This is a genomic window from Aeromonas sp. R4-1 (assembly GCF_040908325.1).
Taxonomy (GTDB): domain Bacteria; phylum Pseudomonadota; class Gammaproteobacteria; order Enterobacterales; family Aeromonadaceae; genus Aeromonas; species Aeromonas veronii.
In genome coordinates this window covers 69412-82918 of the sequence record NZ_JBFODM010000003.1, presented here as the reverse complement: position 1 = coordinate 82918, position 13507 = coordinate 69412, and the positions used below count along the sequence as shown (strand labels likewise).

11 protein-coding genes are annotated in these 13507 nt (G+C 60.5%); 9 read left to right on the top strand and 2 right to left on the bottom strand.

The genetic code is table 11. The annotated features are described in order from the left end of the window. Positions 1-36: 36 nt before the first annotated feature. Complete coding sequence (gene rlmD, locus AB5Y90_RS00405; protein ID WP_069528883.1) at positions 37-1359, bottom strand: 23S rRNA (uracil(1939)-C(5))-methyltransferase RlmD; 1323 nt, start codon at positions 1357-1359, stop codon at positions 37-39. A 153-nt stretch (positions 1360-1512) separates the two neighbouring features. Between rlmD and barA the strand changes: the two genes are divergently transcribed. The 7 genes from barA to galE all read left to right on the top strand — a co-directional run bounded on the left by barA (position 1513) and on the right by galE (position 10491). Then, entirely contained in the window at positions 1513-4230 is a 2718-nt protein-coding gene (gene barA, locus AB5Y90_RS00400; protein ID WP_368166398.1) for a two-component sensor histidine kinase BarA, read from the top strand. An 89-nt stretch (positions 4231-4319) separates the two neighbouring features. Next, complete coding sequence (locus AB5Y90_RS00395) at positions 4320-4799, top strand: DUF1456 family protein (RefSeq protein WP_005335594.1); 480 nt, start codon at positions 4320-4322, stop codon at positions 4797-4799. A gap of 34 nt (positions 4800-4833) precedes the next feature. Next, positions 4834-5721: an N-acetylmuramoyl-L-alanine amidase gene (locus tag AB5Y90_RS00390; RefSeq protein WP_368166397.1), complete on the top strand. Its 888-nt coding sequence runs from the start codon at positions 4834-4836 to the stop codon at positions 5719-5721. 155 nt (positions 5722-5876) lie between these two features. Further along, positions 5877-6344 carry a Dps family protein gene (locus AB5Y90_RS00385; protein WP_005362843.1) on the top strand — a complete coding sequence of 156 codons (468 nt, stop codon included), beginning with the start codon at positions 5877-5879 and terminating at the stop codon, positions 6342-6344. 288 nt (positions 6345-6632) lie between these two features. Continuing rightward, positions 6633-8282, top strand: coding sequence for a hydroxylamine reductase (gene hcp / locus AB5Y90_RS00380; protein WP_368166412.1), 1650 nt, complete (start codon positions 6633-6635; stop codon positions 8280-8282). Positions 8283-8393: 111 nt separating this feature from the next. Continuing rightward, positions 8394-9383 carry a hybrid-cluster NAD(P)-dependent oxidoreductase gene (locus AB5Y90_RS00375; protein WP_204382617.1) on the top strand — a complete coding sequence of 330 codons (990 nt, stop codon included), beginning with the start codon at positions 8394-8396 and terminating at the stop codon, positions 9381-9383. Positions 9384-9477: 94 nt separating this feature from the next. Further along, a complete protein-coding gene (gene galE, locus AB5Y90_RS00370) occupies positions 9478-10491 on the top strand; it encodes a UDP-glucose 4-epimerase GalE (RefSeq protein WP_335873814.1) in 1014 nt (337 codons plus the stop codon). 69 nt (positions 10492-10560) lie between these two features. Here the strand turns inward: galE and AB5Y90_RS00365 are convergent, their stop codons facing one another. Further along, entirely contained in the window at positions 10561-11262 is a 702-nt protein-coding gene (locus AB5Y90_RS00365) for a phosphatase PAP2 family protein (protein ID WP_368166396.1), read from the bottom strand. Positions 11263-11520: 258 nt separating this feature from the next. Between AB5Y90_RS00365 and mpl the strand changes: the two genes are divergently transcribed. Together mpl and AB5Y90_RS00355 are read left to right on the top strand one after the other, a co-directional pair. After that, positions 11521-12891: a UDP-N-acetylmuramate:L-alanyl-gamma-D-glutamyl-meso-diaminopimelate ligase gene (gene mpl, locus AB5Y90_RS00360; protein WP_368166395.1), complete on the top strand. Its 1371-nt coding sequence runs from the start codon at positions 11521-11523 to the stop codon at positions 12889-12891. Beyond that, positions 12888-13499 (top strand): flavin prenyltransferase UbiX, encoded by a 612-nt coding sequence (locus tag AB5Y90_RS00355; protein ID WP_042052375.1) that lies wholly within the window; start codon positions 12888-12890, stop codon positions 13497-13499. Before mpl ends, AB5Y90_RS00355 begins: the two co-directional genes overlap by 4 nt. Positions 13500-13507 lie beyond the last annotated feature (8 nt).

Genomic DNA, 13507 nt, shown 5'->3' with positions numbered 1-13507 from the left:
AGATTACATATCCGCATCGCCGTACTGATGAGTCATTTACTCCCGTTCAAACAGCGCCATGGACTCCAGATGACCAGTGTGAGGGAACATGTCGAGCATGCCGAGGCGCACCAGACGGTAACCCCCTTTCACCAGCACCTGACTGTCCCGCGCCAGGGTGACCGGGTTACAGGAGACGTAGACCACCCGCTTGGGTGAAAGTTTCACGACGTGTCCCATCACTTCCAGCGCGCCGGGGCGAGCCGGATCCAGCAGCACCAGATCGAACCCTTCCCGCGCCCAGGACATGCCGACGATGTCATCGCTCAGGTCGGCCTTGTAGAAACGGGCATTGGTGATGCCGTTGCGACGGGCGTTCTCTTCGGCCCGCTGCACCATGGCCAGTTCACCTTCGACACCCACCACTTCGCGAGCCTGACGGGCCAGCGGCAGGGTGAAGTTGCCGATGCCGCAGAAGAGATCGAGCACCTTGTCATCCTTGCTCGCCCCGAGCCATGTCAGCGCCTGCTCAACCATGCTCTGGTTGATGGGGCCGTTGACCTGAATGAAATCACCGGGTGCAAATGCAAGAGACAGGCCATCCAGCGAGTAGGATGGGGAAAATTGTTGCTGCAGCGCTTCGATGCGATCATCCGCCGCCTGCAGATAGAGGTCGATCCCCTGTGCTTTTGCAAACTCCACCAGCAGGGCGCGATCCGCCTCATTGGGGCGGCCGGTGTGACGCAGCAGCATCATGATCCCCTGCTCGGCCTGGATAAGCTCCGCATGGCCCAGCTCGCGCTGGCTCTTGAGGCGATTGAGGCACTCACGCAGCGGGGCAATCAGCGCAGAGAGCGGCTCGGCCAGCACAGGGCACCCTTCGATTTCCACCAGATCGTTGCTGTTGCGACGGCGGAAACCGACCCGGGTGCAGCGACCGTTCTTGTCAAATTTGATGGCCAGACGACAGACCCGGCGATAGGCACGATCTTCACCGGTCAGTACCGGCTCCAGCGCAGGCGCCTTGATGTTGCCCAACCGCTCGAACAGGCTGACCAGTCCGGCCGCCTTGGCGGCTTGCTGATCGGCAACCGACATGTGCTGGGCACTGCAACCGCCGCACTCGCGATAGTGGCTGCAGAAGGGGGCGATACGATTGGCCGCCGGGGTCACAACCTGTTGCAAGGCGGCGTGACCATACTGCTTTTTTTCTTCGGTGATGCGTGCCTTGACGGTCTCGCCGGGCAGCGCCCCTTCGACGAAGATCGCCTTGCCCTGATGGCGACCGATACCGACGCAGTGGTGATCGAGGGTGTCTATCGTAAATTCAATGCGTTGGAGCTGGGTGGACTTCTTTTGGGGCTTGAAAAACTGGGCCATAAAACTTGGTGCCTATAGGTGGCTATGTCATGATTGTGGAATCTGCTGCCGGGTATTGTCCCACAAGAATAATAGTATGACCAAATACGGCCACAGAGCCCGTGTATTGCCATCAACCCTATCGCCAACCCTGTTCACTGGTGGCCTGTTCGTATGACCAAATATGGCCTGAGAGCACGCGTTCTCGCCTTCACCATCCTGCCGACCCTGATCATCGGTGGCCTGATGGCCGGTTACTTCACCTTCCACCGCTACCAGCAGCTGGAAAACAACCTCATTGATCAGGGGATCAACATCATCGAACCGCTGGCGATCGCCAGTGAATACGGGATGACCCAGCACAGCCGCGAATCCCTCAAGCGACTGATTGGCCTGACCCACCGCAAGAACTCCCCCTTCATCAAGTCCATCGCAGTCTTCACCCAGGACAACCAGCTGTTCGTTACCTCGAACTATCACCGGGATTTCACCCGACTCAGACTGCCCGATGGCGAGCCTATTCCGGATCTGACCAGCGTGACGTTTCAGGGGGACGACATCATTTTGCGCACCCCGATCCAGGCTGAAACCAGTCTGGATGGCTTCCCGCTACCCAGCGATGTGGAGCCGCCGATGATCGGCTACATCTCGATGCAGATGGCGACCGATAGGGCCATGCTGCTGCAGTATCGCGACACCTTCTTTGCGGTGATCATGGTGCTCATCGGGGTGGCCTTCAGTACCCTGTTTGGCTTCCGGCTGGTCAAGAGCGTGACCCAGCCCATCACCAACATGGTGCAGGCGGTGCACAAGATCAGGGAGGGGCGGCTCGATACCCGGGTCAGCGGCCAACTCACCGGCGAGCTGGATATGCTGAAAAACGGCATCAACGCCATGGCCAAGGCGCTCTCCGAATATCACGAAGAGATGCAGCAGAATATCGATCAGGCCACCTCTGACCTGCGCGAAACCCTGGAGCAGATCGAGATCCAGAACGTCGAACTCGACATGGCCAAGAAACGGGCGCAGGAGGCGGCGCGGGTCAAGTCGGAGTTTTTGGCCAACATGTCCCACGAACTGCGCACGCCGCTCAACGGGGTCATCGGTTTTACCCGCCAGTTGCTGAAAACCAGCCTGACCCCGAGCCAGACCGACTACATGCAGACTATCGAGAAATCGGCGCGCAACCTGCTTGGCATCATCAACGACATCCTCGACTTCTCCAAGCTGGAGGCGGGCAAGCTGCAGCTGGAGCATATCCCGTTCAGCCTGCGCGACACCCTCAACGAGACCATGCACCTGCTCGGCCCCAGCGCCCACGACAAGCAGCTGGAGCTCTCCCTGCGGGTGGATGCCGATGTGCCGGATTACCTAACCGGCGACCCCATGCGTCTGCAACAGGTGCTTACCAACCTCACCGGCAACGCCATCAAGTTCACCGAGCAAGGCAACGTGGATGTCCATATCGAGCAGACCGGCAGTGGCAACCACAAGGTGAGGCTCAACGTCCAGATCCGTGATACCGGCATCGGCATCTCCCAAGAGCAGCAACATCAGCTGTTCCAGGCCTTCAATCAGGCCGACTCCTCCATCTCCCGCCGTTATGGCGGCACGGGCCTGGGCCTCGTCATCACCCAGAAGCTGGTGCAGCAGATGGGCGGCCAGATCCGCTTCGAATCGGAGCTCGGCAAAGGCTCAATCTTCTCGTTCAGTCTGGATGTGGAGGTCTCCCCCCTGCCCCAGACCGATCAACTGCCGCTGGATCGGATCCGTGGCAAACGGCTCTGGCTGCTGGAACCGGATCCCTTCGCGCAAGCCTCTCTGCTCGCCCTGCTGGCGGAGTGGCACCTCGACGTGCACCCACTGACCAGCGATGATCCCTGGCCCGAGATGAGCGAGCAGGAGATGGTGATCATCGGCAGCAGCACCCTGCATACGCCGCAGCAGGTGATCGGCTGTCTCGACAGACTGAACTGCCAGCAGCAAAACACCATAGTGCTGCTCAGCAGCCACGAGCCGGCGCTCTATGAAGCTATGTTGACCCATGGCGCCCAGCACTGTCTCTCCAAACCGGTCAACCACCGCAAGCTGCTGCACGCCCTGCTCTCGCCGGAATCGAGCCGCCAGAAGCTGCCCGCCCAGCCTGCGCCGCGCCAGTTGCAGCCGATCAAGGTGCTGGCGGTGGATGACAACGCCGCCAACCTCAAGCTGATCGCCGCCATGCTCAAGGAGATGGTGAGTCAGGTGGTGGTGTGCAAAAACGGCAAGGAAGCGGTCAAGCAGGCCCAGAGCCAGCCGTTCGACATCATCTTCATGGATATCCAGATGCCGATCATGGATGGCATCAGTGCCACCCAGGCGATCCGCAACCAGTCCCTCAACACCACCACCCCGATCGTGGCGGTGACCGCTCACGCCATCCCCGGCGAACGGGAGCGACTGATCCGGCAGGGGATGGACGACTATCTGGCCAAGCCCATCGACGAGAGCATGCTGGCCCAGCTCATCACCGACTTTGCCCATCGCCGTCACCAGAATAATGGTGCCCAACAGATCGACTGGACACTGGCGGTGCGGCAAGCTGCGGGGAAAGAGCATCTCGCCAGAGAGATGCTGACCATGCTGCTGGCCAGTTTCGACGAGGTGGAACCTGTGCTGGATAGCGCGCTGGCGGGCGAAATTGAAGATAGCGAAGTGCTGGCACAGCTCCATCGCCTCAACGGCGGCTGTGCCTATTCCGGGGTGCCGGGGCTGCAACGGCTGCTCTCCCAGCTGGAGCAACAGCTGCGTGACGGCGTGCCGGTGAGCGAGCTGGAACCCGAGCTGCTGGAGCTGCAAGATGCGCTGGAACTGGTGCGCCAGGAGGCGCCCCGCTATCTCGGCAAGGCTTGATGAGCTTGACCCGAACTGTATCGGCCCCCGCTTTTTCTGACGCGAGGGCCGCCAGATGGTAAAGTTGCGCCGTTTACACAGGAGTCAGCATGACCAACAACGATATTCTGCGCCGTCTGCGCTACGCCCTCACCATCAGCAACGACCAGATGGTCGAGATGTTTGCCAAGGGCAACCTGACGGTCACTCACGCCCAGCTGCACAGCTGGTTGATGAAAGAGGCGGCGGAAGGTGAAGAGCAAGAGGCAGGCTATGTCGCCTGTCCCGACTCGGCTCTGAGCCAGTTCCTCGACGGTTTCATCATCGCCCGCCGCGGCGTGCGGGAAGATGCACCGGCCCAGGTGATCCCGAACCGGATCAACAACAACATGATCCTGCGAAAGCTGCGCATCGGTCTCAACTTCAAGGAAGAGGATATGCTCGGCACCCTCAAGCTCGCCGACTTCAACCTCTCCAAGTCCGAGCTCAGTGCCCTGTTCCGCTCCAAGGATCACAAGCACTATCAGGATTGCGGGGATCAGATCCTGCGCAACTTCCTGATCGGTCTCACGGCCAAATACCGCGGCTAACCAGCCGCGCGACTGACCAGACCGGGCCTTCGACATGTGCCAGCGACTCACTCCTCCCACGCTCAGCGGCTTGGCTGCAGCAGGGGGATGGCGCTGGCGCTGTCTTCTTCCCCTCTTCTTTCTGCCACTGGTTCTGCTGCTGGGTGGTTGTACTCCGTCCGAATACCAGCTCTCTACCCGCTATCAGAGCGCCAACCAGAATGAGCGGATCGCCTTTCTGATCCTTCACTACACCGACGAGGATGACTCCCACTCCCTGCGCCTGCTGACCGAGCCGGAGCACAAGGTGAGCGCCCACTACCTGATCCCTCGTGACAGCCGCGAGACCCCGCTACCGGTCTATCAGCTGGTGCCGGACAGCGCGCGCGCCTGGCATGCCGGACGCAGCCGTTGGCACCAATATGCCGGGCTCAATGCCAGCTCCCTTGGCATCGAGATCGTCAACCTCGGCTATCCAGCGGAAGATGAGCCGCTGGCCCCCGATGCCCGCCGCTGGCAACCCTATACCCCGCAGCAGATTGCCGCCGTCGGCGCCCTCAGCCGGGAGCTGGCCGCCCGCTACCAGATTCCACCGACCCAGGTGCTGGGCCACAGCGATGTCGCCCCCGAGCGCAAGCAGGATCCCGGCCCTCACTTCCCCTGGCGCCAGCTCTATCTGACGTACGGAGTCGGCGCCTGGCCAGATGAAGGTCGGGTGGCCGAGCTACTGGCCAGCCCCTTGCCCGATTGGGATGCGGCCATGTGGCAGCAGCAGCTGGCCCGCTATGGCTACGGCCTGTCCCAAACCGGCCAGTGGGATGAGCAGAGCCGCGCCGTAATGGGCGCCTTTCAGCTCCACTTTCGCGCCAGCAAGGTCGATAGCAAACCGGACCGCGAGTGTCAGGCCATCCTGATGGCGCTGATCGAAAAATACTTCCCCTAATCCTCATCCATTGCCCCTGTTGCTGCGTACTGTTTGATAGCCGTTAGCTATCAAACAGTTAGGCACAAGCAATTGTCCCTGCATTTTGCAAGGCGTTATTCTGACTGCGTTCCGAAAGAGAATTTAAAACCGATTTCCAAATCTGGAGGTGAATGATGAAAAGCCCGATTGGTCTTGATACTGCTCAATCACAAGCCCTGGCAGCCGAGTTGAACAAATTGCTGGCTAGCTACCAGATCCTCTACATGAACGTGCGCGGCTTCCACTGGAATATCCGTGGCAACCAGTTCTTCGAACTGCACCTGAAATTTGAAGAGATTTATAACGACCTGCTGCTGAAAGTCGATGCGCTGGCCGAGCGGATCCTGACCCTGGATGGCGTGCCCATGCACAGCTTCAGCGACTACCTGAAAGTCTCTGCCATCCCGGAGCAAAAAGGGCTGCACGATGGCCGCGCCTGTGTCGAATCCCTGCTGGATAGCTTCCGCGAACTGCTGGTTGCCCAGCGCCGCATTCTGGGTCAGGCCGCCGAAGCCGGTGATGAGGGCACAGCCTCCATCCTCTCCGACTATGTGCAGCAGCAGGAAAAACTGGTCTGGATGCTGCGCGCTTATCTGGCCTGATAGTGAACCAAGCCGACTACAGCGTACGTATGCTGGCTTGAGTAAGTACCGGGCCGAAAGCTCCTGACCAGACCACGGCCCAATCCGTCTGATTGTTATGTTCTGTTGCAAACCTGAGTTGTCTCTCCTTTTATCCACCCGCTTGCCGCCCTGTTTGGGCGGCTTTTTTGTTTTTGATCTGCATCAAGGGAAACTTAATTGTCAAATTGAATGCCTATTAAGTTTTTCGCGAGAGGAATAGAATCGCCACAAAACAGACAACTGAAATGTCCAATTAGGAGAGACATGATGTTTTGTGTGCAATGTGAACAGACAATTCGTACCCCGGCTGGCAACGGCTGTGCCTACGCACAAGGTATGTGCGGCAAGACGGCGGAAACCTCGGATCTGCAAGATGTGCTGATCTACACCCTGCAGGGGCTCAGCGCCTGGGCGCTGGCTGCCCGCGAGCAGGGCATCATAGATCGCGAGATCGATGCCTTCGTGCCCAAGGCCTTCTTCGCCACCCTCACCAACGTCAACTTCGACTCGAATCGCATCGTGGCCTATGTCAATCAGGCCCTCGCCTATCGCCAGCAGCTGGCCGATCGTATGACCGCCATGGCGGTGCAGGTCAAAGACTTGCCGCACTCCGCTTACTTCGAACCCGGTGCCGAGCTGCTGGAGCAACTTGCCCATGCCGCGCCTGCAGCCCCCAATCGGGGCAAGAGCGAGGTGAACGAAGACATCATGGGGCTGCGCCTGCTCTGCCTCTACGGCCTCAAGGGCGCCGCCGCCTACATGGAGCACGCCCGGGTGCTGGATCAGCAGAGTGACGAGGTGGCCGCCGAATTCCACCGCATCATGAGCTGGCTCAGCACAGACCCGAGCGAAATGGGTCGGCTGTTCAGCTGCGCCATGGAGATCGGTCAGCTCAACTTCAAAATCATGGAGATGCTGGATCTCGGTGAAACCAGCGCCTTCGGTCACCCGGAACCAACCCAGGCCAGGGTCACGCCCATTCCCGGCAAGTGCATTCTGGTCTCCGGCCACGACATGATGGATCTCAAGCTCATTCTGGAGCAGACCAAAGGGACCGGCATTCATATCTACACCCACGGCGAGATGCTGCCCGCGCTGGCCTACCCCTTCTTCAAGCAGTACCCCCATCTGGTGGGCAACTACGGCTCCGCCTGGCAAAACCAGCAGAAGGAGTTTGCCAACTTCCCAGGCGCCGTGGTGATGACCTCCAACTGCATCATCGACCCGAATGTGGGCAACTACTCGGATCGCATCTTCACCCGCTCCATCGTCGGCTGGCCGGGCGTCACTCATCTGGAGGGGGATGATTTCTCCGCCGTGATCGCCAAGGCCCAAGCGCTGGAAGGCTTCAAGCACACCGAGCTCGAGCACTTCATCACCATCGGCTTTGCCCGCAACGCCCTGATGCAGGCTGCGCCCGCAGTGATTGAGAAGGTCAAAGCCGGGGAGATCAGCCACTTTTTCCTAGTGGGTGGCTGTGACGGCGACAAGGCCGAGCGCGCCTACTTCACCGAGTTTGCCAAGGCGGCGCCGCGCGACAGCCTGCTGCTCACGCTGGGCTGCGGCAAGTACAAGTTCAACAAGCTCGACTTTGGCGACATCTGTGGCATTCCACGTCTGCTGGACGTGGGTCAGTGCAACGATGCCTACTCCGCCATCCAGCTGGCGCTGGCACTCTCCGAGGCGTTTGAGTGCGGGGTCAACGATCTGCCGCTGACGCTGGTGCTCTCCTGGTTCGAGCAGAAAGCCATCGTCATTCTGCTCACCCTGCTCTCCCTCGGGGTGAAGGACATTCGTACCGGCCCGACCTCCCCCGCCTTCCTCACCCCGGCTCTGCTCAAGGTGCTGGAGGAGCAGTTCGGTCTGAAAGGGACCACCACGGCCGAGGCTGACCTGGCCGAGATCCTGGCGGCCTGATCGGTACCTCATGTTGTAAGCGTTTGGCGAGCCGCCCGGCTCGCCTTTTTTCTGGATCCGGCTTTTTCATCAGACGTTTTTCAAACCGTTTCAAACCTAAGGAGCCTTGTGATGACCTCTCTCACGCTCACCTGCATTGGCCGCCAACAGAACACCCACGACGTCGTGAGCTGGCAGCTGGCGCCGCTTTCCGGCAGCCTCCCTCCCGTACTGGCTGGCCAGTGCATCACCCTGCATACCCAGATTGACGGCCAGCCGGAGTGCCGCGCCTATACCCTCTCCTCCAGCCCGCAGGATGCATGCTGGCAGGTCACCATTAAGGATGTGGGACGGGTCTCCCGCCATCTGCACCAGACCCTGCAAGTGGGCGACGAGATCCGGGTGGATGGTCCCTTTGGCGACTTCAACCTGACCACCTTGCCTTGCGAACGGCCACTGCTGCTCAGTGCCGGTTCCGGCATCACCCCCATGTGGGCCATGTTGCAGGACGAGCTGGCCAAACGGCCGGATGCCGATATCCGCTTTATTCACAGCGCCCGCTCGCCAGCAGATGTGATCTTCGCAGATGACTTGGCTGCACTGGCTGAGGCCCATGCCGGTGTACGCCATGCCCTGATTCTGGAAGAGGCACCTGCAGGTCACCCCTGGATTGGCCGACTAACCCCCGCCATGCTGGCCGAACTGGCTCCAGATCTGCGCGAACGCCATGTCTATCTCTGCGGCCCGGCCCCCTATATGGCGGCGGTCAGCGCCATGCTGGCTGAGCTGGGATTGCCGCCGGATCAGCTGCATCAGGAGTCCTTTGGCCTTCCTCCCGCAGACCCCGCCACCACCACCAGCGACCACTTCTGGCTGACCCTGAAAAAGAGCGGCAAAAAGGTGAAGATCCTGCCGGGTCAGACCCTGCTGGCGGCGCTAGAAGCTGCGGGCGAAACCATAATGGCGGCTTGTCGCGCCGGGGTATGTGGCAGCTGTCGTTGCACCACCACAGGTGACATCGAGCGCCAGAGCGTGATGACCCTGAGTGCGCAGGACCTGGAGAGCGGCGTGGCTCTGGCCTGCTCCTGCACAGCGAAAGGGGATATCAGTCTCGATTATTGAGATACACAAAGGGCTTCATTGGTATCTCAACCTTTTCCCGAGCGGGCAGGACGGGTAGACTCTGCCCCAGTTTCACCAGAACACGGGATAAAAAATGACAATACTGGTCACAGGGGGCGCCGGCTATATCGGCTCCCACACCCTGGTTGAGCTGCTCGGTGCGGGGCAGCAGGTAGTGGTACTCGACAACCTATCCAACTCCTCACCGGAGTCACTCAAGCGGGTCGAACGGATCACCGGCAAGCCGGTCACCTTCGTCGAAGGGGATGTGCTGGACAGAGCCTGCCTGCAGCAGCTGTTTGCCAACCACCAGATCGAATCGGTCATTCACTTCGCCGGCCTCAAGGCGGTCGGAGAATCGAGCCAGATCCCGCTCACCTACTACCAGAACAACATCAGCGGCACTCTGGTGCTATGCGAAGAGATGGCCAAGGCTGGCGTTTTCCGGCTGGTATTCAGCTCCTCGGCCACCGTCTATGGCGATCCCGCTTCGGTACCGCTGCGGGAAGATTTCCCCACCAGCGCCACCAACCCCTACGGCCGCTCCAAGCTGATGGTGGAGGAAATCCTCCGCGATCTCACCAAATCCGATCCCCGCTGGGCTATCGTACTGCTGCGTTACTTCAACCCGGTCGGCGCCCACGAGAGCGGCCTGATTGGTGAAGATCCCAACGGCATCCCCAACAACCTGCTGCCCTATATCAGTCAGGTCGGCGTAGGCAAGCTCAAGGAGCTGGGGGTATTTGGCAACGACTACCCGACCCCGGATGGCACCGGCGTGCGCGACTACATCCATGTGGTGGATCTCGCCATCGGTCACCTGAAAGCACTGGCACGCATCAAGAGCGACACCGGCGTCTTCACCTACAACCTGGGCACAGGTCAGGGCTACTCGGTACTGGAGATGGTCAAGGCGTTTGAAGCGGCCAGCGGCCGACCCATTCCCTACCAGATCAAACCCCGTCGCCCAGGCGACATCGCCGAGTGCTGGGCAGAGCCGACGCTGGCCCGTGCCGAGCTGGGTTGGCAGGCTGAGCGCGGTCTGGAGCAGATGATGGTCGATACCTGGCGCTGGCAAAGCAACAACCCGAACGGCTATCAAGGCTGATCTCTCGCGGGTGGATAACAAAACGCCCCGACATTTTCATGTCGGGGCGTTTTATTTTGCGACATTCAATCAGTGGGTCTGACTGCGCAGCAGCGGCACACGGGACAATCGGGGGGCGATGCGCTCTATCAGCCGATCCGCCAGCGGGGTCAGCAGCAACCAGGGCAGACAGAGGGTCGCCAGCCCCAGTGCGCCGACGTAGACATCGGTAAACCAGTGAGCCCCAGCCAGAATGCGCGGCGCGGAAAAGATCGGCACCATCAGCAATGCGGTGACTCCCGCCCAGCGCGGTAGATAGCGCAAGGCGTAGCCGGCGAAGATCATCAGGAACAGGGCGTGATCCCCGGGGAAGCTGTCACCGGAAGAGTCCTTGGTCGGAATACCGCTGATCTGGGTCACCCGCAGCGCATCGGCCACCATCAGGGTCGGGCTGGGTCGCTCCACCGGCAATCGGTGACCAAGCTGGTTGATCACCAGTGCACTTAGCAGCATCACTATGCCCATCGCCACCAGCTGGCGACGACCCGCCAGATCCCGAGCAAAGAAACATCGGACCAGAATCAGCCCCATACAGGCCAACACCGCCAGATCGAACAGCCGGTTATTGGTGATGGCCACCAGATCGGCCCACAGAGCCGACTGTCCGAGCCAACCGTTAACGGTGTGAAAAATCGCGAGATCCCACTGATCCCAGGGACCATGAGCGGGCAGCGCAGCCCAACTGATGGCCACCAGACCACCGACCAGATAGCAAAGCAGGAACTTGCCCATGGGGACTCTCCTTTGGAAAAGGGCGATATGGTAAAACTGTAGAGTGCGTCACAAAACCGAAGAATTGTAAGAAAGTGCGACACTTTATCAAGCCTCAAATAAAGCCCATCAGCCCATTCCAATCTCGCATATCCCAACAGCGCCAAGATTTCTGCCTCCGGTGCTGCATCTGTGGGCCTCTCACCATGAGTGCGGCTTGTGCCACCACCGCAACACCCCCTAGAATGCGCACTTCCCTTTACTGCGAAAGGAAGCGGTATGCATATTCACATTCTCGGGATCTGCGGCACCTTTATGGGTGGTCTGGCGGTGTTGGCAAAACAGCTTGGTTACCGGGTGACCGGTTCGGATGCCAATGTCTATCCCCCCATGAGTACCCAGCTCGAGCAACAGGGCATCGAACTGACCGAAGGCTATGACCCCTCCCAACTCGATCCGGCACCGGATCTGGTGGTGATCGGCAACGCCATGAGCCGCGGCAACCCCTGTGTTGAATATGTGCTGGACCGCAATCTGCCCTACATCTCCGGTCCCCAGTGGCTGTTGGAGCACGTGCTGCAAGATCGCTGGGTGCTGGCCGTTGCCGGCACCCACGGCAAGACCACCACCGCCAGCATGTTGGCCTGGGTGCTGGAGTACGCCAAGCTGGAGCCCGGTTTCCTGATTGGCGGCGTACCGGGCAACTTCCCGGTCTCGGCCCGTCTCGGCTCCGCCCCCTTCTTTGTCATCGAAGCGGACGAGTATGACTGCGCCTTCTTCGACAAGCGCTCCAAGTTCGTCCACTACCATCCGCGCACCCTGGTGATGAACAATCTGGAGTTCGACCACGCGGATATCTTCCCGGATCTCACCGCGATCCAGCGCCAGTTCCACCACCTGATGCGCACCGTGCCGAGCAACGGCCGGGTGCTGTTCCCGCAAGCCGATGACAACCTCACCGCCGTGCGCAAGATGGGCTGCTGGAGCGAAGTGGAGCTGGTGGGTCAGGATGACGCCAAGTGGAAGGCGGTCAAGCTGGCCAATGACGGCTCCGCCTTCGAGGTGTGGCTGGATGGCGAAAAGCAGGGTGAGGTGCACTGGGAGTGTATCGGCGAGCACAACGTCAACAACGGTCTGATGGCCATCGCTGCCGCCCGCCACGCCGGTGTCATGGTGGAGCATGGCATCGCAGCCCTCTGCCAATTCAAATCCCCCAAGCGGCGGATGGAGCTCAAGGGTGAGGTAGCGGGCATCAGCGTCTATGACGACTTCGCCCACCACCCCACCGCCATCGAGACCACCCTCGGCGGCCTGCGCGCCAAAGTGGGCGAGGCCCGCATTCTGGCGGTGCTGGAGCCACGCTCCAACACCATGAAGCTGGGGGTTCACAAGGAGGAGCTGGCTGGCTGCTTCGATGGCGCCGACGAGGTGTTCTTCTTCCAGCCGCCCAACATCGGCTGGGATCTCGGCGAGGTGACGGCCCATATGACCCGTCCGGCCAAGGTATTCAACGATCTGGAGACCCTGATCAACCGGCTGGTGGCCGAGAGCCGCGATGGCGACCATATTCTGATCATGAGCAACGGCGGCTTCGGTGGCATTCATGACAAGCTGATCGCCCGCCTCAAGGATTACCACGGCGAACTATGAACAAAGCGATCACCCTGGCGCTGACCGGCGCCTCCGGCGCCCCCTACGCCCTGCGCCTGCTCCAGTGTCTGGTGCAGGCGGACTATCGGGTCTACCTGCTCGCCTCATCGGCGGCTCGTGTGGTACTCAAGACCGAGCAGCAACAGGATTGGCCCGGCTCGCCGAAAGAGCTCTCTGCCTATCTTTGTCGCCAATATGGCGCCAAGGAGGGGCAGATTGTCGCCTGCGGCAAGGAGGAGTGGTTCTCGCCGGTGGCCTCCGGTTCGGCCGCGCCCAAACAGATGGTGGTCTGCCCCTGCTCAATGGGCACCGTCTCGGCCATTGCCAACGGCACCTCGGACAACCTGCTGGAGCGGGCAGCGGATGTGGTGATCAAGGAGCGCGGCCAACTGATCCTGGTGCCCCGCGAAACCCCCTTCTCGGCGATCCATCTGGAGAACATGCTGAAACTGGCACGGCTCGGGGTGACCATCATGCCCGCAGCCCCCGGTTTCTATCATGAGCCGAAAAGCATCGCCGATCTGGTGGACTTTATGGTCGCCCGCATCCTCGATCATCTGGGTGTCGAGCATGAGCTAACCCACCGCTGGGGCTATGGCCACCAGTGAGGTGACCG

What these genes read in the sequence shown, in the direction of transcription:
- rlmD (WP_069528883.1), bottom strand. Translation starts at nt 1,359, where the DNA reads ATGGCCCAGTTTTTCAAGCCCCAAAAGAAGTCCACCCAGCTCCAACGC.
- barA (WP_368166398.1), top strand. Translation starts at nt 1,513, where the DNA reads ATGACCAAATATGGCCTGAGAGCACGCGTTCTCGCCTTCACCATCCTG.
- AB5Y90_RS00395 (WP_005335594.1), top strand. Translation starts at nt 4,320, where the DNA reads ATGACCAACAACGATATTCTGCGCCGTCTGCGCTACGCCCTCACCATC.
- AB5Y90_RS00390 (WP_368166397.1), top strand. Translation starts at nt 4,834, where the DNA reads ATGTGCCAGCGACTCACTCCTCCCACGCTCAGCGGCTTGGCTGCAGCA.
- AB5Y90_RS00385 (WP_005362843.1), top strand. Translation starts at nt 5,877, where the DNA reads ATGAAAAGCCCGATTGGTCTTGATACTGCTCAATCACAAGCCCTGGCA.
- hcp (WP_368166412.1), top strand. Translation starts at nt 6,633, where the DNA reads ATGTTTTGTGTGCAATGTGAACAGACAATTCGTACCCCGGCTGGCAAC.
- AB5Y90_RS00375 (WP_204382617.1), top strand. Translation starts at nt 8,394, where the DNA reads ATGACCTCTCTCACGCTCACCTGCATTGGCCGCCAACAGAACACCCAC.
- galE (WP_335873814.1), top strand. Translation starts at nt 9,478, where the DNA reads ATGACAATACTGGTCACAGGGGGCGCCGGCTATATCGGCTCCCACACC.
- AB5Y90_RS00365 (WP_368166396.1), bottom strand. Translation starts at nt 11,262, where the DNA reads ATGGGCAAGTTCCTGCTTTGCTATCTGGTCGGTGGTCTGGTGGCCATC.
- mpl (WP_368166395.1), top strand. Translation starts at nt 11,521, where the DNA reads ATGCATATTCACATTCTCGGGATCTGCGGCACCTTTATGGGTGGTCTG.
- AB5Y90_RS00355 (WP_042052375.1), top strand. Translation starts at nt 12,888, where the DNA reads ATGAACAAAGCGATCACCCTGGCGCTGACCGGCGCCTCCGGCGCCCCC.